Source organism: Pseudomonas sp. ME-P-057, from assembly GCF_030208975.1.
Taxonomy (GTDB): domain Bacteria; phylum Pseudomonadota; class Gammaproteobacteria; order Pseudomonadales; family Pseudomonadaceae; genus Aquipseudomonas; species Aquipseudomonas lutea.
Genome location: NZ_JARVSX010000038.1, coordinates 327,538 through 347,666 on the forward strand (window position 1 = coordinate 327,538; position 20,129 = coordinate 347,666).

The 20,129-nt window shown below is 59.7% G+C and carries 22 protein-coding genes; 10 read left to right on the top strand and 12 right to left on the bottom strand.

Features of this window, described 5'->3' with window-relative positions; translation table 11 throughout:
• Nucleotides 1–5: 5 nt before the first annotated feature.
• The 3 genes from QRN48_RS20965 to QRN48_RS20975 form a co-directional block, all read right to left on the bottom strand.
• On the bottom strand, nucleotides 6–425 hold the full coding sequence (locus QRN48_RS20965; RefSeq protein ID WP_285352918.1) for an SH3 domain-containing protein: 420 nt from the start codon (nucleotides 423–425) through the stop codon (nucleotides 6–8).
• A 152-nt stretch (nucleotides 426–577) separates the two neighbouring features.
• A complete protein-coding gene (locus tag QRN48_RS20970; protein ID WP_037013777.1) occupies nucleotides 578–877 on the bottom strand; it encodes a YciI family protein in 300 nt (99 codons plus the stop codon).
• A 1-nt stretch (nucleotide 878) separates the two neighbouring features.
• Nucleotides 879–1,487: a septation protein A gene (locus QRN48_RS20975; RefSeq protein ID WP_191944812.1), complete on the bottom strand. Its 609-nt coding sequence runs from the start codon at nucleotides 1,485–1,487 to the stop codon at nucleotides 879–881.
• A 65-nt stretch (nucleotides 1,488–1,552) separates the two neighbouring features.
• Here QRN48_RS20975 and QRN48_RS20980 point away from each other — a divergent pair, with 65 nt between their 5' ends.
• The 6 genes from QRN48_RS20980 to rluB all read left to right on the top strand — a co-directional run bounded on the left by QRN48_RS20980 (nucleotide 1,553) and on the right by rluB (nucleotide 6,509).
• Nucleotides 1,553–2,413 (top strand): PHP domain-containing protein, encoded by an 861-nt coding sequence (locus QRN48_RS20980; RefSeq protein ID WP_285352921.1) that lies wholly within the window; start codon nucleotides 1,553–1,555, stop codon nucleotides 2,411–2,413.
• Nucleotides 2,414–2,426: 13 nt separating this feature from the next.
• Nucleotides 2,427–3,059 (top strand): L-threonylcarbamoyladenylate synthase, encoded by a 633-nt coding sequence (locus QRN48_RS20985; protein WP_037013773.1) that lies wholly within the window; start codon nucleotides 2,427–2,429, stop codon nucleotides 3,057–3,059.
• A complete protein-coding gene (locus QRN48_RS20990) occupies nucleotides 3,056–3,886 on the top strand; it encodes a segregation/condensation protein A (RefSeq protein WP_497295925.1) in 831 nt (276 codons plus the stop codon). Before QRN48_RS20985 ends, QRN48_RS20990 begins: the two co-directional genes overlap by 4 nt.
• A gap of 18 nt (nucleotides 3,887–3,904) precedes the next feature.
• Complete coding sequence (gene scpB, locus QRN48_RS20995; protein WP_285352924.1) at nucleotides 3,905–4,708, top strand: SMC-Scp complex subunit ScpB; 804 nt, start codon at nucleotides 3,905–3,907, stop codon at nucleotides 4,706–4,708.
• Between the two features lie 154 nt (nucleotides 4,709–4,862).
• Complete coding sequence (locus tag QRN48_RS21000) at nucleotides 4,863–5,051, top strand: DUF1289 domain-containing protein (RefSeq protein WP_037013767.1); 189 nt, start codon at nucleotides 4,863–4,865, stop codon at nucleotides 5,049–5,051.
• 210 nt (nucleotides 5,052–5,261) lie between these two features.
• A complete protein-coding gene (gene rluB / locus QRN48_RS21005; protein ID WP_191944810.1) occupies nucleotides 5,262–6,509 on the top strand; it encodes a 23S rRNA pseudouridine(2605) synthase RluB in 1,248 nt (415 codons plus the stop codon).
• A gap of 83 nt (nucleotides 6,510–6,592) precedes the next feature.
• On the opposite strand, the gene QRN48_RS21010 is transcribed toward rluB, so the two are convergent.
• Together QRN48_RS21010 and QRN48_RS21015 are read right to left on the bottom strand one after the other, a co-directional pair.
• Nucleotides 6,593–7,561, bottom strand: coding sequence for a CgnE/CgnB domain-containing protein (locus QRN48_RS21010; protein ID WP_285352927.1), 969 nt, complete (start codon nucleotides 7,559–7,561; stop codon nucleotides 6,593–6,595).
• A gap of 69 nt (nucleotides 7,562–7,630) precedes the next feature.
• The gene (locus QRN48_RS21015) at nucleotides 7,631–7,768 is read right to left on the bottom strand and encodes a hypothetical protein (protein ID WP_037013761.1); all 138 of its coding nucleotides are present in this window, start codon (nucleotides 7,766–7,768) and stop codon (nucleotides 7,631–7,633) included.
• Between the two features lie 486 nt (nucleotides 7,769–8,254).
• Between QRN48_RS21015 and QRN48_RS21020 the strand changes: the two genes are divergently transcribed.
• Both QRN48_RS21020 and arfB read left to right on the top strand, forming a co-directional pair.
• Nucleotides 8,255–9,679 (top strand): amino acid permease, encoded by a 1,425-nt coding sequence (locus QRN48_RS21020; protein WP_285352929.1) that lies wholly within the window; start codon nucleotides 8,255–8,257, stop codon nucleotides 9,677–9,679.
• 51 nt (nucleotides 9,680–9,730) lie between these two features.
• On the top strand, nucleotides 9,731–10,144 hold the full coding sequence (gene arfB / locus QRN48_RS21025) for an alternative ribosome rescue aminoacyl-tRNA hydrolase ArfB (protein ID WP_285352931.1): 414 nt from the start codon (nucleotides 9,731–9,733) through the stop codon (nucleotides 10,142–10,144).
• Nucleotides 10,145–10,336: 192 nt separating this feature from the next.
• On the opposite strand, the gene QRN48_RS21030 is transcribed toward arfB, so the two are convergent.
• From QRN48_RS21030 to phhA, 5 genes are all read right to left on the bottom strand, one after another.
• Nucleotides 10,337–11,551, bottom strand: coding sequence for an MFS transporter (locus tag QRN48_RS21030; RefSeq protein WP_285352933.1), 1,215 nt, complete (start codon nucleotides 11,549–11,551; stop codon nucleotides 10,337–10,339).
• A 247-nt stretch (nucleotides 11,552–11,798) separates the two neighbouring features.
• Nucleotides 11,799–11,936, bottom strand: a complete 138-nt coding sequence (locus QRN48_RS21035) for a hypothetical protein (protein ID WP_162835406.1) — start codon at nucleotides 11,934–11,936, stop codon at nucleotides 11,799–11,801.
• 276 nt (nucleotides 11,937–12,212) lie between these two features.
• Nucleotides 12,213–13,409 (bottom strand): amino acid aminotransferase, encoded by a 1,197-nt coding sequence (locus QRN48_RS21040; protein ID WP_285352935.1) that lies wholly within the window; start codon nucleotides 13,407–13,409, stop codon nucleotides 12,213–12,215.
• Nucleotides 13,410–13,766 (bottom strand): 4a-hydroxytetrahydrobiopterin dehydratase, encoded by a 357-nt coding sequence (locus QRN48_RS21045; protein WP_037013752.1) that lies wholly within the window; start codon nucleotides 13,764–13,766, stop codon nucleotides 13,410–13,412.
• A gap of 44 nt (nucleotides 13,767–13,810) precedes the next feature.
• A complete protein-coding gene (gene phhA, locus QRN48_RS21050; RefSeq protein ID WP_285352938.1) occupies nucleotides 13,811–14,599 on the bottom strand; it encodes a phenylalanine 4-monooxygenase in 789 nt (262 codons plus the stop codon).
• Between the two features lie 271 nt (nucleotides 14,600–14,870).
• Here phhA and QRN48_RS21055 point away from each other — a divergent pair, with 271 nt between their 5' ends.
• On the top strand, nucleotides 14,871–16,427 hold the full coding sequence (locus tag QRN48_RS21055; RefSeq protein ID WP_285352940.1) for a sigma-54-dependent transcriptional regulator: 1,557 nt from the start codon (nucleotides 14,871–14,873) through the stop codon (nucleotides 16,425–16,427).
• A gap of 309 nt (nucleotides 16,428–16,736) precedes the next feature.
• Here the strand turns inward: QRN48_RS21055 and QRN48_RS21060 are convergent, their stop codons facing one another.
• Nucleotides 16,737–17,003, bottom strand: coding sequence for a DUF2790 domain-containing protein (locus QRN48_RS21060; RefSeq protein ID WP_037013749.1), 267 nt, complete (start codon nucleotides 17,001–17,003; stop codon nucleotides 16,737–16,739).
• Between the two features lie 441 nt (nucleotides 17,004–17,444).
• Between QRN48_RS21060 and acs the strand changes: the two genes are divergently transcribed.
• Complete coding sequence (acs, locus tag QRN48_RS21065) at nucleotides 17,445–19,400, top strand: acetate--CoA ligase (RefSeq protein WP_037013748.1); 1,956 nt, start codon at nucleotides 17,445–17,447, stop codon at nucleotides 19,398–19,400.
• A gap of 533 nt (nucleotides 19,401–19,933) precedes the next feature.
• On the opposite strand, the gene QRN48_RS21070 is transcribed toward acs, so the two are convergent.
• On the bottom strand, nucleotides 19,934–20,129 hold a 196-nt coding region (locus tag QRN48_RS21070), incomplete at its 5' end, for a hypothetical protein (protein ID WP_285352943.1).

A 20,129-nucleotide genomic window follows, 5' to 3' on the forward strand; every position in this document is an offset into this window, starting at 1 on the left:
CTCACTCAATTTAGCCATTGCCGACGACGTCTACGCCAGCCGCTGGCAAAGATACCGCACAGGAGGGCTGACATAGCAACGCCGCCCCCCGCGACAAACCATTGTTGTTGTTCGGTCAACACCCTTGGCGGGGTCACCGACTGTGCTTCTTTGAGCTGCAGTCTAAGCCTTTGGTTCTCCTGGCGCAGGCGTCCGAGCTGGATACTTTCGCGTTCGCTATCGGCGCTCTGCAATTGCCGGTTCAAGTCATCGCGCTGCTTTTCGCTTTCACTCAGACGCTGACGTAGCTCGGTCAGCTGAGCGGCCACACCGGGTAGCGGCAGCGCATGGCTGGCCGGATCGCTGGTGTCATCGGATTGCGCGGCAACACTGATCGCCGAAGCGGCCAATGCGGCCATCAACACACACCACGGACGTAGACGCATCTGAACTCCTGGTTCTCGCGGCACCGGACTGGCGCACCGTTTTTATGAGTATCAGGCAGCGTATCGGCAGGGGAGTGCTGATGATGAGCGATCAATCGGGCGGGAAACGAAGGCAGCCCGGCAGGTGGATAGCCGGGCGCACCTGCAGGGAGTCAGGGCAGGACTTGCTTGAACGGTTTGACCACCACGTCGGCGTAGACGCCCGCAGCGACGTAGGGATCGGCGTCTGCCCACGACTTGGCCGCAGCAAGCGATTCGAACTCGGCAACGATCAGGCTACCGGTGAAGCCTGCGGTACCCGGATCATTGCTGTCCACCGCTGGCATGGGGCCTGCGAGGACGATGCGGCCTTCGGCCTTCATCGCATTGAGGCGCTCAAGGTGAGCAGGGCGCGCGCCTAAACGTTTTTCCAGCGAGTTGGCGACGTCGGTTGCCATGATTGCGTAAAGCATGTCAGTCCTCTCTTTTTTTGTTTGAAGGCTGGGTGGACGGGTCGGCGTCATGGATGTGGCGGGCCAGGAAAATGCCCTGGCCGACAAGGAACAGCAAGGTCATGCCCAGGCTGCCGAACACCTTGAAGTCGACCCAGAATTCTTGATAGGTAAATGCAACATAGAGATTGGCCGCGCCACAAAACAGGAAGAACACGATCCAGGCGATGTTCAGCTTGGTCCATACCGCCTGAGGCAGGGTCAGGGCGTGGCCCATGATGCGTTGAATCAACAGACGGTCGCCGACAAAATGGCTGCCGGCGAAGATCAGCGCGAAGACCCAGTTGACCACCGGCGCCTTCCACTTCAGGAATGTTTCGCTGTGGAAAGCCAGAGTGAGGCTGCCGAACACCAGGCAGGCGATCAGTGTCAGCCATTGGCTTTTTTCCAGTTTGCCCTGACGGACATAAAGGACGCCGTAGACCACGAGCGAGCTGGCAATCAGCATCGCGGTAGCGCTGTAAATCCCGCCTACCATGAAGCTGTGGCCAAGGACATCGACGGCTTGCGGGCTGATTTTATAGACGATGAAGAACAGGATAAGCGGGATGAAGTCGATGAATTGTTTCACAGTAAGAGCCAGAAGCTGGATGTGGCGGCATAATAACAAACATCAATGACTGCGAAAGCGCCCCTATGAACGTCGACCTGCACTGCCACAGCACCGCTTCCGATGGCGCCCTCGCGCCCGCGGTACTCGTCGCGCGTGCCCATGAGCACGGCGTAAAAGTGCTCGCGCTGACCGATCACGATACCCTTGAAGGGCTCGCCGAGGCCCGGACTGCGGCGCTTGCGCTCGGTATGCAGCTTGTCGATGGCATCGAGTTGTCCTGCACCTGGGGGGGCGCCACCATTCATGTGCTGGGCTATGCCTTTGATGTAAACGCTCCGCAATTGCGCGACGCCATCGAGCAATTACACACGGGCCGCTGGCTGCGGGCCGAAGAAATAAGCCGCAAGTTGGCGATGAAAGGTATGCCCGGCGCGCTGGAAGGTGCCCGCGCAGTGCAACAGGCACTGGGTGACAGTGGCAACGCCCCGGCCCGGCCGCATTTTGCCGACTTTCTGGTGAACCAGGGTTTCGTCAAGGACCGCGCCGAGGCGTTCCGCAAATGGCTGGGTGCCGGCAAGCTGGGCGACGTCAAACAACACTGGCCGACTCTTGAGCAGACAGTAGCGACCCTGCGCTCTGCCGGCGCCTGGGTCAGTCTGGCGCACCCTTCGCATTATGATTTCACCCGCAGCAAGCGTCGCAAGCTGGTCGCCGAGTTCATTCAGGCGGGCGGCCATGCAATAGAAGTGGTCAACGGCCTGCAGCCCGCCGATCAGGTCGGCAGTCTGGCTATCCTGGCCCGTGAGTTCGGTCTGCTGGTCAGTGCCGGCAGTGATTTTCATGCCCCTGGCGCCTGGTCCGAAATCGGCGTATATCGCCCATTGCCCGAAGACCTGCCGCCCCTTTGGTGTCGGTTCAAACATGACCAGCCTACTGCCGTCTGAACAGGAAGATACCGTGAGTCAATTTTTCCAGGTCCACCCGGAGAACCCTCAAACGCGTTTGATCAAGCAAGCCGTGGAGATCATCCGGGCGGGCGGTCTGGTGGTCTATCCCACCGATTCGTCTTATGCACTGGGTTGTCGAATGGAGGACAAGGCCGCGGTTGACCGTATCCGCCGTCTTCGTCAACTGGACGACAAGCACAACTTCACACTGATGTGCTGCGATCTGTCGCAGCTAGGCACCTTTGCCAAGGTCGACACGGCGGCCTTCCGCCTGCTCAAGGCGCATACGCCCGGGCCGTACACGTTCATTCTTGGCGCTACCCGTGACGTACCTCGTCTGGTCCTGCATCCCAAGCGCCGCACCATTGGCCTGCGCGTGCCCGGTCATCCCATCGCTCAGGCGCTGTTGCAGGAACTGGGCGAGCCGCTGATGAGCGTGAGCCTGATCATGCCCGGCGAGACCATTCCGATGAGCGATCCCCACGAAATGCGCGGCGTCCTTGAGCATCAGGTGGATCTGATCATTGATGCCGGCGAGGGTGGCATTTCTGCCTCCACGGTCGTCAACCTGACCGAAGGCGATCCGAAAGTGGTCCGGGTGGGCTGCGGCGATCCGACGCCGTTCGGGGTCGACGCCGAGTGACCGACGCGCAAACGCTTGAGGCTCGCACCGACCCTCAGGCCCACGCCCAGCAAGAGCTGCCGTTTGCGCTGGTTTACGGTCAGGCCGTCACGCAAATGCCGGTCGACCTGTACATTCCGCCCGATGCGCTGGAAGTTTTTCTCGAAGCCTTCGAAGGCCCGCTCGACCTGCTGCTTTATCTGATCCGCAAACAGAACATCAACATCCTCGACATCCCGGTGGCGGAAATCACCCGCCAATACATGGGCTATGTCGAGCTGATGAAAACCGTGCGCCTGGAGCTCGCCGCCGAGTACCTGGTCATGGCCGCCATGCTCGCCGAGATCAAATCGCGCATGCTGCTGCCACGCTCGGAGATGGCCGAAGAGGAGGAAGGCGACCCGCGCGCCGAGCTGATTCGTCGCCTGCAGGAATACGAGCGGTTCAAGGCCGCCGCCGAGGGCATCGATAACCTGTCCCGAGTAGGGCGCGATGTAGTCGTGCCACGGCTGGAAGCGCCTGAAGCGCGTGTGCGCAGGTTATTGCCGGACGTTGCCCTCGAAGAGCTGTTGATGTCGATGGCGGATGTACTGCGTCGGGGCGACATGTTCGAGAGTCATCAGGTCAGCCGCGAGGCGTTGTCGACGCGCGAGCGTATGAGTGATGTGCTGGAGCGCTTGAAAGGCGCAGGCTTTGTGCCGTTTGCCGAGCTGTTCACAGCGGAAGAAGGACGGCTTGGCGTAGTGGTGACGTTCATGGCCGTGCTTGAACTGGTCAAGGAGCAGCTGGTGGAACTGGTCCAGAACGAACCCTTTACGGTCATTCATGTGCGGGCGCGAGCCGAATAAAGGGCAAGAACTGAACCCATGAACCTCAACGAACCTCGCGATCTGGCACCCTTGCTCGAAGCATTTCTGCTCGCCTCGGGCAAGCCGCAGTCACTGGAACGTCTCTACGAGCTGTTCGAAGAAGGCGAGCGGCCCGAGCCTGCGGTGTTCAAAAAGGCCCTGACGCTGCTGGGCAAGTCCTGCGACAACCGCGCCTTTGAATTGAAAGAGGTTGCCACCGGCTACCGCTTGCAGATCCGCGAGAAGTACGCACCCTGGGTGGGGCGTTTGTGGGAAGAAAGGCCGCAGCGGTACTCCCGGGCACTGCTCGAAACCATGGCGCTGATCGCTTATCGCCAGCCGATCACCCGCGGGGAGATCGAAGACGTGCGCGGCGTTGCGGTCAACAGCAATATCGTGAAGACGCTGATGGAGCGCGAATGGATCAGGATCGTCGGGTACCGCGACGTGCCGGGCAAACCGGCGATGTTTGCCACTACCAAAGCATTTCTTGACCATTTCAACCTGAAAAACCTCGACGAACTTCCGCCGCTGGCCGACCTGCGCGAGATGGAAACCGAGCCTGTGCTCGAATTCGACGACGCGCCGGTGCCGGCGCATTTGCAAGCGCTGGCGGACGCGAGTCTTGAAACGGACCCCGACGCCGAACCCGAAGCACCTCGCGATGAGACCAGTTTCCGCAGCCTGCTGGCTGAGCTCGATTCCATGGAGCAGGGCCTGAAAATCGACTTCGACGATTTATTGCTCGATGAGGCCAATAAAGAGTCTGAATTGGAAGAACCGCCGCAGGACGATGAAGATCCTCGGCAGCAACCGAGCTGATGAGGCTGGCGCAGCTACATCTTTGCGCCTGACGAAGCGCATTGCGTAGGCGCCGGCTTGTTGGCAAACCCGGTGTGTCAGGCACTCGGCCATGAGCTGAACGACCCGACCAGTCGAAGCCGGTTCCACTCCGATTCCTCATTCAGGCGAGCCCATGAGTACCAAGAATCCCTGCATCAGCCTCTGCAAGTTCGACGAAGAGATATGCCTCGGCTGTGGCCGCAGCAAACGCGAGATCAAGTCGTGGAAAAAGATGGAAAAAGACGAGAAGCGCTCGGTACTGGCCGAATCGGCTCAGCGGCTGATCAAGCTCAAGGGTGCCGGTCGGCGGAAAAAGAAGTGAGGCTGTTTTTTTCATCTAGTCTCTGATGCGCAACGCGCGGCATGCGCGTATGATTCGCGACCTTTTGGCGATCTCCACGCGCCAGGGGATTCAGTTTTCAGCCCGATCCGGGTTTAGCTTTGCGCTCACTCGGAGCGCTCTGCACGGAGCCGGGCAACAGGCCTTACCCACTCGCGCATGGCCTGATTCGACACACCGGGAGGTGCCCAGATGAGTGAACAAGACAAGCAGGACAAAGAAATCGGCCCAGCAGGCGAAAAACTGCAGAAGGTCCTCGCGCGCATCGGCGTTGGCTCGCGCCGCGACGTAGAAGCCTGGATCGGCGAAGGCCGCATCAAGGTCAACGGCGTACAGGCCACCCTCGGCCAACGCGTTGACCTGCATGACGCCATCACGGTCGACGGTCGCGTCATCAAGCGCGAAGAAGCCGCCGAAACCGTTCGCCGCGTCATCATGTACAACAAGCCGGACGGCGAGATCTGCACCCGTGACGACCCTGAAGGCCGTCCGACCGTTTTTGATCGCCTGCCGCGCCCGAAAGAGGGCCGCTGGATCAACATCGGTCGTCTGGACATCAACACCACCGGTTTGCTGATGTTCACCACTGACGGTGAGCTGGCCAACCGCCTGATGCACCCTTCGTTCGAAATGGACCGCGAGTACGCTGTGCGCGTGCGCGGCGAGGTTGACGACGACATGCTGGCGCGCCTGAAGGCCGGCGTGGTGCTGGAAGACGGTCCGGCGCGCTTCACCGACATTCAGCAGGCGCCGGGTGGCGAAGGCTTCAACCATTGGTACCACTGCGTGGTCATGGAAGGCCGTAACCGCGAAGTGCGTCGATTGTGGGAATCCCAGGGTCTGGTGGTCAGCCGCTTGAAGCGCGTGCGTTTCGGTCCGGTGTTCCTGAACTCCGACCTGCCGATGGGTCGCTGGCGCGAGATGAGCCAACAGGAAGTCGACATTCTCAGCGCTGAAGTGGGCCTGAAGCCTGTCGCCATGCCGCAAATGACGGCCAAGACCAAAGACAAGCTGGAGCGTCTGCAGCGTCAGTCGTCGCGTCCGTTGGGCAAAGGCGAGCGCGTGCGTCAGCTGCGCCCGGCCAAGGACGCGGTGTCGGCTGACCGTCCTGCTCGCGAACCGCGTCTGGCCGACGGCGAGCGTCCTGCGCGCAAGCCGGCCGAGAGCGGTCGCCCGGCACGTACGCCGCGTCCCGCCATTGGCGGTCGTGGTGACAATGCTCGTGGCGGTAATGCCCGAGGCGAGAGTCCTCGCTCCGACAGCGGTCGTGGCACGCCGGTCGCCGAGCGCCCGAGCGACATGAACAAGCGGCCTGCAAAGCCAAAGCCTTCGCGTCCCGGCATCGGCCTGGTGGATGACAAGACCCCGTCCGGCAAACGCCGCGGTCCGCCAAGTGGCTCCGGCCAACGCCCGGGCTTCGGCCGCCGCAAGCCTGAGTAATGCGGCAGTGAAACACTGACAGCGGTCTGCGCCGCGAAAAACGCCAGTCGAGAGACTGGCGTTTTTTTATGCGCGCTTATGATTCAGACGACGTAAGCGGTCCCGTCGAACACCACGCGCTTGTCCACGGCCAGTGATCCGCTGTTGAAGATCAGGTCCATGTGGTGACTGCCCTTGGCGCCGCCGCCCAAGCCCAGATGCAACCCGCAATGGCGCTCTTCGAAACCTGCGTTGCGCGCGTACAGCTGACTGACGCCTTCGTTGGTGCCGATCCCCAACTCCTCGATACGCCGGTTCGAGGGATTGGCGTCCAGATATTTATTGAAGTCGTGCTCCAGCCCCGGTACGTCGGTGGCGATGCGGGTCACAACGGAGTTCTCGATCCACAATTCCAGTGGTGATTCGATAATCCCGTATTTGCGCGCAAAAGGGATGGTGCTGAGAAACGTGCCAAGAAACCGCACATGACCGTTGATGGATTCGCTGTGGGTGGCAATCTCGCCGGGTGCCAGGTCGTAGTTGCCAACGCCGTTGATATTGGTCCACTTCTTCAGCTCGCGCAGCGGGGCCTCGAAGTACGAGCCGTGATCGTCGCTGAAGCTGAGGGTCTCGCCTTGGTTCATGGTGTCGATCAGCGCCGCATTCAGCTGCGCGATGCGCTCGGGCTCAATGCTGAAAGCATCGTAGAAATAGTCGCCGTAATCTTTGAACAGCAAGGATTTCTTCCACTGGGCCGACATCACTTCCTGCAACTGGCGTATGAATAGCGGCCCCTCCGCCCGAGGATTGGGCAGAGTTGAGGCGTCGTAGAACAGGACGAAAAGGTCGCAATCGGTGATGGCCTCTGCCAGTTCACCGACCGGGGAGGAGTCCAGCGGCAGGGTGTTGAACCGAAAGCAATCCCGCGCCGTCGAGCTTTCAATAATGCCATCGATGATGCGGCGGTATTCCGGGGTGTGGGCCAAAAGTACCTGGGGAGTGGTCATGCCGGTAACGGCGGGGTGGTGTTGCAGGTAATACAGGAAATGTTCGATTGCGCTGCTGTTATCCATAGTGCGCTCCGCTGCGAATGCTCAAAACAAGAGGGCGAACGCGTCGGCCGCGTTCGCCCTTCGGCTGTTTTAGAACGGCCACATGGCGGTGCCAAACGCCACCACGGCGTCGGCTTGCATCATCTCCACAGCGGCATCATGAGTCGGTGCTTCAAACCAATCGTCCAATTGCAGTTCTTCTTCGAGAGCCAGTTCAACTGTTTGCATAGATGAATCTCCTGAGAATGACGTACTTGCCGAATGCAGCGAGGACCGTACCGCGGAAGTCACGCGTCCTCGCCATGGAAGCACACTGACCTTCGTGGCCAGCAAGCACTGAAAAAACTAGTGCAATAGTCAGCCTGTTGCAAAGTAAAAAATGGGTCGTAAATACTGGCATTTCGCCGAATTTTTCGAAACTTGCAGCGAAAACAACGTTAGGGAGCTTTCGATTTTGATGAATTATTTTTGCGACAGAATTGTGTCGCCCAGATTGGTGGCGGCAACTTCCCGGCTGAAGCCAGTCCGCCTGCCGGGAATTCTTTCGCCGCCAAACGCCATGTGAGCGGTGTACAATGCGCGCCCGTTTTTTCTGTGATCCATTGGCGTCTGGACGCCACCCGCTCGGGGTTATCCACCCCGTTTCCCTCCGCCGCGTCATGAGCGCGACGGGTTCGATTCCGTCACAGACCAGAACGCCAAGGTGGCTAGACAATGAGTGAACACATGTCCCATTCGGGCGACTTGAAGCGGGGTCTGAAAAACCGCCATATCCAGCTGATCGCCCTCGGTGGCGCGATCGGTACGGGCCTGTTCCTGGGTTCGGCAGGGGTCCTGAAATCTGCCGGCCCGTCGATGATCCTTGGCTACGCCGTGTGCGGCTTCATCGCGTTCATGATCATGCGCCAGCTGGGCGAGATGATTGTCGAAGAGCCGGTGGCGGGGTCGTTCAGCCACTTTGCGCACACCTACTGGGGCGGGTTTGCCGGGTTTCTGTCTGGCTGGAATTGCTGGGTCCTTTACATTCTGGTCGGCATGTCCGAACTGACCGCCGTGGGCAAATACGTCCAGTACTGGTGGCCGGAGATCCCTGCGTGGGCTTCGGCTGCGGTCTTCTTCGTGATGATCAACGTCATTAATCTTGCCAACGTGAAGGTGTTTGGCGAGGCCGAGTTCTGGTTCGCGATCATCAAGGTGGTGGCCATTCTGGGGATGATTGCGCTGGGCAGTTATCTGCTGGTGAGCGGCGAGGGCGGCCCGCAGGCCTCCGTCAGCAACCTGTGGGACCGGGGCGGTTTCTTCCCCCACGGCGTGAGCGGATTGGTGATGGCGCTGGCGTTTATCATGTTCTCCTTCGGCGGCCTGGAAATGCTCGGCTTTACCGCAGCGGAAGCCGATCAGCCGCGGACCATCATTCCGAAGGCAATCAATCAGGTCATCTACCGGATCCTGATTTTTTACATTGGCTCTCTGGTAGTGCTGCTGTCGCTGACACCCTGGGACGCGTTGCTTGTAGACCTCAATGCTTCCGGCGACGCCTACAGCGGCAGCCCTTTTGTGCATGTGTTCTCGATGCTCGGCAGCACCACAGCGGCGCACATCCTCAACTTTGTGGTTTTGACGGCAGCCCTGTCGGTGTACAACAGCGGCACCTATTGCAATGCTCGCATGCTGTTTGGCATGGCCGAGCAGGGCGATGCGCCGCAATCGCTGGCGCGGGTTGACGGTCGGGGTGTTCCGGTGCGGGCGATCCTGGTCTCGGCGGCTGTGACGCTGATTGCGGTCCTGCTCAACTACCTGATGCCGCAGGGCGCGCTGGAGTTGCTCATGTCGCTGGTGGTCGCCACCCTGGTGATCAATTGGGCAATGATCAGCTATTCCCACCTCAAATTCCGTCAGCACCTGACCCGCATCGGTCAGCGCCCCCTGTTCAAAGCGCTGTGGTACCCCTTTGGGAACTACCTCTGCCTGGCGTTCGTGGCACTGATCTTGGTCATCATGCTGTTGATTCCGGGCATCCGTGTCTCGGTCTACGCCATTCCGGTATGGGTGGCGGTGATGTGGGCGTTTTACGTGGTCAAGAACAAACGCCTGGCCCGGAGCGAGTCGATGGCCCAGCGCACCTCGATCATCAAATAATGCGAAAGCCGCTGCCCGCCTGGCAGCGGTTTTTCAGGACCCAGGGTTTTCATGCTGATCATTTCCAACAACATCCACTTGCCGGACAGCGACGTCGAGCTGACCGCCATCCGTGCTCAGGGTGCGGGTGGTCAGAACGTCAACAAAGTCTCCAGCGCCGTGCACCTGCGGTTCGACATCAATGCCTCGTCGCTGCCGCCGTTCTACAAGGAACGTCTGCTGGCGCTGCGTGACAGTCGTATCACCAGCGAGGGCGTCGTCGTCATCAAGGCGCAACAGCACCGGACCCAGGAACAGAACCGAGCCGATGCGCTGGAACGGTTGAGCGAGCTCATTATCAGCGCCGGCAAGGTCGAGAAGAAGCGCCGACCGACCAAGCCCACCCTGGGCTCGAAGACGCGCCGGCTGGAGTCGAAAACCAAACGCGGGTCGATCAAGGCAGGGCGAGGCAAGGTCGATTTTTGACCGGTGGGGCTGTATCAGGCGGTCGCCGCCTTCTGCTGCATTATCTTGCAGCCTGTCTGGAATAAACGGCGACCTGGGCAGTTTTGCAGTCGTAGGAGCCGGCTTGCTGGCGAACCGTAATGTGCCAGTGCGTCCCTGCTGGCCTGGCGTCACGCGGTCGTTGGCAACCAGGCTCCAGCAGCAATGGGGGCGTCAAACTGCGGCAGGTTTTTCGCGCATCGCATTGGCCTGTTTGTACAGATACACGCTCAGTCCAAGTCCACTCACCGCAGCGAGGGCCGCAAACAGGAAGATTGACGCAAAGCCGAATCCCGCGGCGACAGCGCCCGCCACGGGGCCGGTGATGCCCAGCGACAGGTCGATAAACAGCGAATACGCACCCACCGCCGCGCCGCGACTCGCCGGCGGCACCAGATTGACCGCTTCCACGCCCAGGGCCGGGAACACCAGAGAAAACCCGAAACCAGTCAGTGCAGCACCCGCCAGGGCCAGGTTCGGGTTGGGCGCCAGCCACAGCAACAGCAGGCCCAGTGTCTCTACCGATAGGCAGACAATCGCAACGCGGAAGCCGCCGATGCGGTTGATCAGGTTGCCGAACAGCAACCGCGCCCCGATAAAGCAGGCACCGAACAGACTTAGGCACAGCACCGCGTTGGGCCACGAATGGCTGGCGTAATACAGCGTAATGAACGTCGCGATGGTGCCAAAACCGATGGAGCCCAGCGCCAACCCCGTGCCATGGGGCAGCACACGGCCGAGCACATGCAGGAACGGCAGCCGTTCGCCGTGGACTAGCGGTGCAGGGGTTTTCTTCCAGGCCAGGGAAATGCCCAGCGCGGCCAGCAGCATGATGCTGACCCCCATGCTCCACAGCCCCAGCGCGTTGACCAGCAGCACGCCCAGCGGAGCACCAATGGCCAGCGCGCCGTAGCTGGCGATGCCATTCCAGGAAATCACTTTTGCGGTATTGGCAGCGCCCACTCTGCCAATGCCCCAACCGATGGACCCCGATCCGACCAGGCTTTCTGCACTGCCAAGCACTAGACGACCGATGAACAGGCTGATCAGGCTGACCATTGGCCATGCGTCGAGCCAGTCGGCGAGGAGCATGAACACACCACTCAAGCCGCAGCCGAACAGGCCGATGATCACCGCTTTTTTCGGGCCGCGGGTGTCGATGATGCGACCGGCATACGGACGGCTGAGGAGCGTCGCAAGGTATTGGACACTGATGACCAGTCCGGCGGCCACCGCGCCGAAGCCGAGGTCGGTGTGGACATAGCCTGGCAATACGGCAAGCGGGATGCCGATATTCAGGTACCCGATGAAGGTGAACAGGACGATGGAAACAACCTGCAGCGTGACGGCCATAGGACGTTGAGGGACAGCGCTCGAAGCGTCTGGCATGGGCATAGATCCACGGTTACGACTGAAAGGAAAGGCGAGGGTTAAATCTGATTGAAGCGTAGACGCTTGAGTTCCCGCGAGGGCACATCAATGGCGAGGGGTGGATGTCTATTAGCAGAGTGAACCGGGACGATCTGGAGTCGGGACGACTCGCAAGTGAGCAGGGGTGAATCACGGCGCGAATGATTCAGCCCTTATGGAAATACGCCTTGAAGACGCTCTTCCATAGGGGCTGAAAAATCAGCCTTTAGCGCGGGCTTTGGGCTTTGTTGCGGTCACTGCTTTTGCTGCCTGCCTTCATTTCGATCGGCTGACCGAGTTCCTGGCGAGCTGCTGCGCTTTGCTGGGTCTGGCTTGGGAAGGGGAAGTTGGGGATTTCATGCATATCGTCGCTCCTCACAAGTTGTTGCCGCTGAATTGAACAGCGCGTCCTAAAACGCTCAGGGAGGATACAGCAGTACAAATGACAATCAGACTTTTAAATGCGGGCCGCCGGTCATGTAGTGAAGACGCGCAGCTACAACACGTCTTCCGGATGCGGACGGAGCAGTGAAGAGCCCGCGGGCCCGCGAACGCTTGGTCCTGGATGCCTGGCCCCGCATGCCGTTGCGCACACAGATTCTGGTTGATCGTAGGCCAGTGTGCGCGGCACGCTGCCGTCTCAGTCCTGACACACCGCAGCAAACGCCGCCGCCAGTTCGTCCAGCCGCTTTGCGTCGATGCCTGCAATGTTGGCTCGCCCGGCCGCCACCATGTACACGCTATGCTCGTTGCGCAGGCGATCCACTTGGTGGTCGTTCATGCCGGTGTAGGAAAACATTCCGCGTTGCACGGCAATGTGAGCGAAGCGTTCGCCCAGGCCCAGCGGGGTCAGCGCGTCGACAAGGCCCACGCGCAGCTGTGCTATACGGCTGCGCATGGCTTCGACCTCTTCGGCCCACAGCGCTTTCAACTCGGGATCACCCAGGATTTCGGCGACCACCGCAGCGCCATGATCCGGCGGGTTGGACCACAGATTACGGGCCGTGGCTGACAGTTGGCTGCGTACATCAAGCAGCTTTTCCGGGGTGTCGGCGCAGACCAGCAACGCGCCCGTGCGCTCACGATAAAGGCCGAAATTCTTCGAGCACGAGCTGGTGATCAGCAGCTCGGGCAGCGCCTCGGCAAACAGCCTCACCGCCCATGCGTCTTCCTCCAGACCATCGCCAAAGCCCTGGTACGCGAAGTCAATCAACGGCAGCAGGTTGCGTTGTTTGACGATCTCAAGCACCGCATGCCAGTCATCCTGGGAGAGGTCAAAACCCGTAGGGTTGTGGCAACACGCATGCAGCAGCACGACGTCGCCTTCGGGGATGGTGTTCAGCGTCTCCAGCATGGCTGGCACGTTGAGTGTGTTGTCGCTGCCTACGTAAGGATAGTGACTGACCTTCAGGCCGGCAGCGGCATAGATGGTTTCGTGGATCGGCCAGGTGGGATCGCTCAGCCAGACGCCTTTGCCGGGGAGGCAATTGGCAATGAAATCTGCGCTCAATCGCAGCGCGCCGGTACCGCCGGGTGTTTGCGTGGCGCCGACACGTTTGCTCGCTATCAGGAGCGAATCGCCTCCCATGACCAGCTCACAGATCAGCGTGCCGAAACGCGGTTCGCCATGCCCGCCGATGTAACTTTTGGTGGGCTGCGAGTCCACCAGGCGCTGCTCGGCGAGTTTCACTGCGCGCGGAATGGTCGTCAGGCCCTGCGCGTCTTTATAGACCCCAACGCCCAGATCGAACTTGTTCGGGTTCGGGTCTCTGGCATAAGCCTGGATCAGGCCCAGGATGGGATCGTCCGGTACGCGCTGAATCTGTGAGAAATGCATTTACTTACGGCCCTCGGCGCCTTTGGCCACCTCGTCTGTGCGGGAGGCCATGATGAAGTCATTGCGGTGCAGCCCCTTGATCGAGTGGCTCCACCAGGTCACGGTCACCTTGCCCCATTCGGTCAGCAGACCTGGGTGGTGACCTTCGGCCTCGGCAATTTCGCCGACCGCGTTGGTAAACGCCAGCGCAAATTTGAAATTCTTGAACAGAAAGACTTTTTCCAGCTGCATGACGCCGTCACGCACCTCGATGTTCCAGTCTGGGATCTGTCTTAGCAGGTCGGGCAGCTCGGCCTCGCTGACTTGAGGGGCATCGGCGCGGCAGGCTTCGCACTGGGATTGGTTGAGAGCGGTCATGGAGAGGTTCCTTTATCGGGGATCGGGTTCAGGCGGCCCGGGGTTCAGGCGGCTTTTGTCTTGGCGGGAAACTTCGGTGCGTGCAGGCCTTTTTCGCAGGCCGTACGGGTCATGCCCATGATGTCTTCCTGCGCGAGGTCGAAGAGACGCTTGAGGTCAGGCAGCACAAAATAAAGCGGCTGCAAAATGTCGATTCGGTAAGGCGTACGCATGGCTTCAATGGGGTCGAACGGCTGATGCTCGGGGGTTGATGACACGCTGTACACCGTTTCCTTGGGCGAGGAAAGGATGCCACCACCATAGATTTTGCGCCCCTGCGGTGTGTCGACCAGTCCAAACTCGATGGTCATCCAGTAGAGGCGGGCAAGATACACCCGCTGCTCTTTGCTGGCTGCCAGACCGAGCTTGCCGTAAGTGTGGGTAAATTCTGCAAACCAGGGGTTGGTCAGCAACGGGCAGTGTCCGAAAACCTCATGAAAGATGTCGGGCTCTTGCAGGTAGTCGAGCTCTTCCTGGCTACGAATGAAGGTCGCGACGGGAAATCGCTTGCTCGCCAGCAGTTCGAAGAATGTCTGAAAGGGGATCAACGCGGGTACGCGCTCGACTTGCCAGCCCGTAGTGGCACCGAGAACACGATTGATCTCGCCCAGTTGTGGGATCCGGTCATGGGGCAACGCGAGCTGATCGATTCCATCCAGATACTCCTGGCAGGCGCGCCCTTCGACAACCTTCAGTTGCCGCGTGATCAGCGTGTTCCAGACCTGGTGCTCGGCCTCGGGGTAGTTAATAAACCCGGTGGCGTCCGGCTCGCGGGCGACGTAATGCGTACTCATGCGGCTCTCCTGAATGGCTTGTTCTTATATGGAGCAAAGCGGTCGCGCGTTGACGCAGCGCTCTATAGATAGCCGATTCTCCGGGTTGGATGTCGCAGGGCTTAGATGAAAGGGCTTTAGATGGTTTGCCAAAACGTAAAGAAATCGTGACAGCTAGAGCGTTTGTGGAGGAATGGCGGGGATTATCGCGTCCCATACGGCTTGTGCTGTCACGTATTCTTGACGGTAAACTCTTCTGCATCCGTAATCGCTGCCACGTCGACGAGAACTTATGCGTATCAAAGTCCATTGCCAGAACCGAGTTGGCATCCTGCGGGACATTCTTGAACTGCTGGTGGCCTACGGCGTGAACGTCTCCGGCGGTGAAGTAGGAGGCGAGCATGGCGATGCCATTTATCTGCGCTGCCCGAATCTGATCAATCTGCAGTTTCAGGCGCTAGTGCCCAAATTCGAGACCGTTGCCGGCGTGTTCGGCGTCAAGCGCGTGGGATTGATGCCCAGCGAGCGTCGGCACATGGAGCTGAATGCCTTGCTGGGAGCGTTGGAATTCCCTGTGTTGTCCATCGACATGGGCGGCTCGATCGTGGCCGCGAACCGCGCCGCCGCTCAGTTGCTCGGCGTGCGGGTCGATGAGGTTCCAGGCATTCCGCTTTCACGTTACGCCGAAGATTTTGATCTGCCGCAGTTGGTGCGCGCCAATCGCTCGCGCATTAACGGTCTGCGCGTGAAGGTGAAAGGCGACATCTTTCTCGCGGACATCGCCCCTTTGCAATCAGAGCATGAGGACAGCGAAGCCATGGCCGGCGCGGTGCTGACGCTGCACCGTGCAGACCGCGTTGGCGAGCACATCTATAACGTCCGCAAGCAGGAACTGCGGGGCTTCGACAGCATCTTTCAGAGCTCCAGGGTGATGGCGGCGGTGGTCAGGGAAGCGCGTCGCATGGCACCGCTGGACGCGCCATTGTTGATCGAGGGCGAAACCGGTACAGGGAAGGAGCTGCTTGCGCGGGCCTGCCACTTGGCGAGCCCGCGCGGTCAGTCGCCCATGATGGCGCTCAATTGCGCCGGTTTTTCCGAGTCCATGGCCGAGACAGAGCTGTTTGGCTACGGCCCCGGCGCATTCGAAGGGGCGCGCGCGGAAGGCAAGCTGGGTTTGCTGGAACTGACGTCGGGCGGGACCTTGTTTCTCGACGGCGTAGCGGAAATGAGCGCGCGATTGCAGGCAAAATTGCTGCGCTATTTGCAGGAGGGTTGCTTTCGGCGTGTAGGCAGCGATGAAGAGGTGTACCTGGACGTGCGGATCATCTGCGCGACCCAAGTGGACCTGTCGGAACTCTGCGCCCGAGGCGAGTTTCGTCAGGACCTTTACCACCGGTTGAACGTCCTCTCGCTGCACATTCCGCCTTTGAGGGAATGCCTGGATGGCCTCGCGCCGCTGGTGGAACACTTCGTTGATCAGGCCAGCCGGCAGATCGGGTGCGCGTTACCCAGACTGGCGCCGGATGCAATGGCGCGCCTTAGCCAATACCACTGGCCTGGCAATGTGCGGCAACTGGAAAACGTATTGTTCCAGGCTGTTTCATTGTGTGACGGTAAGTGGGTAAAGCCTGAGCATATTCGTCTGCCCGATTACGGCGTTAGGCAGCCCCTGGGAGATTTCTCACTTGAAGGCGGATTGGACGATATGGTGGGACGGTTCGAGAAGGCGGTGCTCGAACAGTTATATGCAGCGCACCCAAGCAGTCGCCTATTGGGGAAGCGATTGGGTGTTTCCCATACAACGGTCGCCAACAAGTTAAAGCAGTACGGAATTGGCCAGCGACAGTGACTCATTGATAAACACCTGCAGGAGCGCGCTTGCCCGCGAATCGATTGTCTGGCATTGCATGTTTAAACGGGCTAACTCTTTTCGCGGGCAAGCGCGCTCCTACACCTAGATGGCGCGCTGTCTACTTGGCTAATCATCGACGCAGTACGGAATAGGCCATTGCCAGTGATTTATCGATAAACACCTGTAGGAGCGCGTTTGCCCGCGAATCGATTGTCTGGCATTGCATATTCAAGCTGGCACACCTCTTTTCGCGGGCAAGCGCGCCTATAAGTAGGCGGCGCTCAGCCGTGCGTGACCACCTGCTGATCAGCCGTTGCTGCAACCATTGCCCATGACCTGATACTCAAGCACATGGCGTTTGCCGTGCGAGTCGTCGTAAGTCATATGCTGCGGCACCACCCTGCAGACGTTGGGTACTTCGTCCACCGATATGACTTTGGCAATATCAAGTTTGGTGCCGTATTTGTATTCCTCGACGCGCTGTTGTTGAGCGGCTACTTTTGCGCCAGATTCTTCTGCCATTGCCATGGCGCTGAAACCACAAAGAGCCATTACAACCAGTGCAGCTTTCATTACTTTATTCCTCTAAGTTGCTTCGTTGCCCAGCGGCGCAGAAAGTGCGGTCGGCAGGGCGCACAGATCCTTTATAAGGCTCTGAGTGAAGCGAATAATAATCGGGTGGTTTGATTGACAGCCCAGTGGGGGGAACTGTTGCCAATCAATCGTTTGCCGTGTTGGCGGAACGAATTCTATGCCCCTGTCGGGGATTCATATAGAAACCATTCTGATAAAGACTGTTGAGCAAATCGGCAATAATCATCATTCCGGCTCATCAGCACAGGCTGCGCTACGCTTCAGGACCTGCCCGGCATGAAGCTTTGTCTGAAAGCGGGCACTTGGGGTGCGTTCGGGGCTATGCTCGGGGTCGGTAAGACCATCGTCGAATGGCCATTCAGGCCATCGGCAGATACAACAGGGCCATAAAACAACAACATTTCCACCGAGGTAAGAAAGATGAGTGCGGCTTCCCTGTACCCCGTCCGCCCTGAAGTGGCAGCCACGACGCTGACTGACGAGGCGACCTACAAGGCGATGTACCAGCAGTCGGTGGTCAATCCCGATGGCTTCTGGCGCGAGCAAGCCCAACGCCTTGACTGGATCAAGCCTTTTACTACCGTCAAACAGACCTCCTTCGACGACCACCGCGTCGATATCAAATGGTTCGCCGACGGCACTTTGAACGTTTCCTACAACTGTCTCGACCGCCATCTGGCCGAGCGCGGTGATTCGATCGCCATCATCTGGGAAGGCGACGACCCTTCCGAGAGCCGCAACATTACCTACCGCGAACTGCATGAAGAAGTCTGCAAATTCGCCAACGCATTGCGCGGCCAGGATGTCCATCGCGGCGACGTGGTGACCATCTATATGCCAATGATCCCCGAAGCCGTGGTCGCCATGCTGGCCTGCGCGCGCATCGGTGCGATTCATTCGGTGGTGTTCGGCGGCTTCTCGCCTGAAGCACTGGCCGGTCGCATCATCGACTGCAAATCGAAAGTGGTGATCACCGCTGACGAAGGCCTGCGTGGCGGCAAGAAAACCGCGATGAAGGCCAACGTCGACCGGGCGCTGACCAACCCGGAAACTGCCAGCGTGCAGAAGGTCATCGTGTGCAAGCGCACCGGTGGCGATATCGAATGGAACCGTCACCGCGACATCTGGTACCACTCGCTGCTGGACGTGGCCTCCAGCACTTGCGCGCCGAAGGAAATGGGCGCTGAAGAGTCGCTGTTCATCCTTTACACCTCCGGCTCCACCGGCAAGCCCAAGGGCGTGTTGCACACCACTGCAGGCTATCTGTTGTATGCCGCCCTGACCCATGAGCGCGTGTTCGACTACCGCCCGGGTGAAGTTTACTGGTGCACCGCTGACGTCGGCTGGGTCACCGGCCACAGCTACATCGTCTACGGGCCGCTGGCCAATGGCGCGACCACGCTGCTGTTCGAGGGCGTTCCGAACTACCCGGACATCACCCGCGTGTCGAAAATAGTCGACAAGCACAAGGTCAATATTCTCTACACCGCGCCAACCGCCATCCGCGCAATGATGGCCGAAGGCACCAAGGCTGTGGATGGCGCAGACGGCTCGAGCCTGCGCCTGCTGGGTTCGGTGGGCGAGCCGATCAACCCGGAAGCCTGGAACTGGTACTACAACACCGTTGGCAACAAGAATTGCCCGATCGTCGACACCTGGTGGCAAACCGAAACCGGCGGCATCCTTATCAGCCCGTTGCCGGGGGCCATTGCCCTCAAGCCGGGCTCGGCTACGCGTCCGTTCTTTGGCGTGATTCCGGCGCTGGTGGATAACCTCGGCAATCTGATCGAAGGCGCGGCCGAAGGCAATCTGGTGATTCTTGACTCCTGGCCGGGTCAGTCGCGCAGTCTGTACGGCGATCACGACCGTTTCGTCGACACTTACTTCAAGACGTTCCGTGGCATGTACTTCACCGGTGACGGCGCCCGTCGCGATGAAGACGGCTATTACTGGATCACCGGTCGCGTCGACGACGTGCTTAACGTGTCCGGTCACCGCATGGGCACCGCCGAGATCGAAAGTGCCATGGTTGCTCACCCTAAAGTTGCCGAAGCGGCGGTAGTGGGCGTGCCGCACGACTTGAAAGGGCAGGGCATCTACGTCTACGTCACGCTCAATGGCGGGGAAGTGCCGGACGAGGCGCTGCGTATCGAGCTGCGCAACTGGGTGCGCAAGGAAATCGGTCCGATTGCTTCGCCGGATGTCATTCAATGGGCGCCGGGTTTGCCGAAGACGCGTTCCGGCAAAATCATGCGCCGGATTCTGCGCAAGATTGCGACCGGGGAGTACGACGCGCTAGGCGATATTTCCACGCTGGCCGATCCGGGTGTGGTTGCGCATCTGGTGGAGACCCACAAGACCATGAACGTCGCCTGACGGTTATGCCTCGTTAGATCAACAGCGTCGGCCTAACGGCCGACTATTTCGCCTTCGGCGAGTTACTTGATAAAGCCCCAAGTAACCAAGGGCTTGTGCTCCTGGTTTGGCCCCTCCTTCGTCGGGGTTCCTTCACTCTGGTCCCGCCCGTGGGCCCGCCGCCATCCGCCATCCATGGCGGGGGGCGGCTCTCGCGGCATCCATGCCGCTCGGCCCACTCCACGAGACCTCCATTCAGCCTGCACCCAAGTCGCGTTTGGCGGTGTCTGGACTATCGCGTAGAAGATCAACAGCAACAGCAACAGCTTCCCGGCTAAAGCCGGTCCCACTGCTGTGCTGGTTCCCTCTGGCTAAAGCCGGTCCCACTGCTGCGTTGGTCTTGCTGGCTGAATGCAAGCTTCTGTAGGAGCCGGCTTGCTGGCGAAAGCATTTATCCAGCCGCCATCTACATACCAGACCCACCGCGTTCGCCAGCAAGCCGGCTCCTACAGGGGGGCTGCGTTCATCCAGTTTGAATAGCGCAGGCACCGACTTCAGTCGGAAAGTCCTTGATCTGCCCATGCCGGTTCATCCTTGATCTGCCATCGATCCGCCGTTGATCTGCCGTTGATCTGCTCTTGATCTGCTCTTGATCTGCTCTTGATTTCCCTACGCAAAAAGCTCAAACAACACACATCGCGACTTGGGTGCAGGCTGAACGCAGGTTTCGCGCAGTGGGCCGAGCGGCAT

Excerpts from the sequence above, each read along its gene's own strand:
- QRN48_RS20965 (WP_285352918.1), bottom strand. The coding sequence starts at position 425 with ATGCGTCTACGTCCGTGGTGTGTGTTGATGGCCGCATTGGCCGCTTCG.
- QRN48_RS20970 (WP_037013777.1), bottom strand. The coding sequence starts at position 877 with ATGCTTTACGCAATCATGGCAACCGACGTCGCCAACTCGCTGGAAAAA.
- QRN48_RS20980 (WP_285352921.1), top strand. The coding sequence starts at position 1,553 with ATGAACGTCGACCTGCACTGCCACAGCACCGCTTCCGATGGCGCCCTC.
- scpB (WP_285352924.1), top strand. The coding sequence starts at position 3,905 with ATGAACCTCAACGAACCTCGCGATCTGGCACCCTTGCTCGAAGCATTT.
- QRN48_RS21000 (WP_037013767.1), top strand. The coding sequence starts at position 4,863 with ATGAGTACCAAGAATCCCTGCATCAGCCTCTGCAAGTTCGACGAAGAG.
- rluB (WP_191944810.1), top strand. The coding sequence starts at position 5,262 with ATGAGTGAACAAGACAAGCAGGACAAAGAAATCGGCCCAGCAGGCGAA.
- QRN48_RS21010 (WP_285352927.1), bottom strand. The coding sequence starts at position 7,561 with ATGGATAACAGCAGCGCAATCGAACATTTCCTGTATTACCTGCAACAC.
- QRN48_RS21015 (WP_037013761.1), bottom strand. The coding sequence starts at position 7,768 with ATGCAAACAGTTGAACTGGCTCTCGAAGAAGAACTGCAATTGGACGAT.
- QRN48_RS21020 (WP_285352929.1), top strand. The coding sequence starts at position 8,255 with ATGAGTGAACACATGTCCCATTCGGGCGACTTGAAGCGGGGTCTGAAA.
- arfB (WP_285352931.1), top strand. The coding sequence starts at position 9,731 with ATGCTGATCATTTCCAACAACATCCACTTGCCGGACAGCGACGTCGAG.
- QRN48_RS21030 (WP_285352933.1), bottom strand. The coding sequence starts at position 11,551 with ATGCCAGACGCTTCGAGCGCTGTCCCTCAACGTCCTATGGCCGTCACG.
- QRN48_RS21035 (WP_162835406.1), bottom strand. The coding sequence starts at position 11,936 with ATGCATGAAATCCCCAACTTCCCCTTCCCAAGCCAGACCCAGCAAAGC.
- QRN48_RS21040 (WP_285352935.1), bottom strand. The coding sequence starts at position 13,409 with ATGCATTTCTCACAGATTCAGCGCGTACCGGACGATCCCATCCTGGGC.
- QRN48_RS21045 (WP_037013752.1), bottom strand. The coding sequence starts at position 13,766 with ATGACCGCTCTCAACCAATCCCAGTGCGAAGCCTGCCGCGCCGATGCC.
- phhA (WP_285352938.1), bottom strand. The coding sequence starts at position 14,599 with ATGAGTACGCATTACGTCGCCCGCGAGCCGGACGCCACCGGGTTTATT.
- QRN48_RS21055 (WP_285352940.1), top strand. The coding sequence starts at position 14,871 with ATGCGTATCAAAGTCCATTGCCAGAACCGAGTTGGCATCCTGCGGGAC.
- QRN48_RS21060 (WP_037013749.1), bottom strand. The coding sequence starts at position 17,003 with ATGAAAGCTGCACTGGTTGTAATGGCTCTTTGTGGTTTCAGCGCCATG.
- acs (WP_037013748.1), top strand. The coding sequence starts at position 17,445 with ATGAGTGCGGCTTCCCTGTACCCCGTCCGCCCTGAAGTGGCAGCCACG.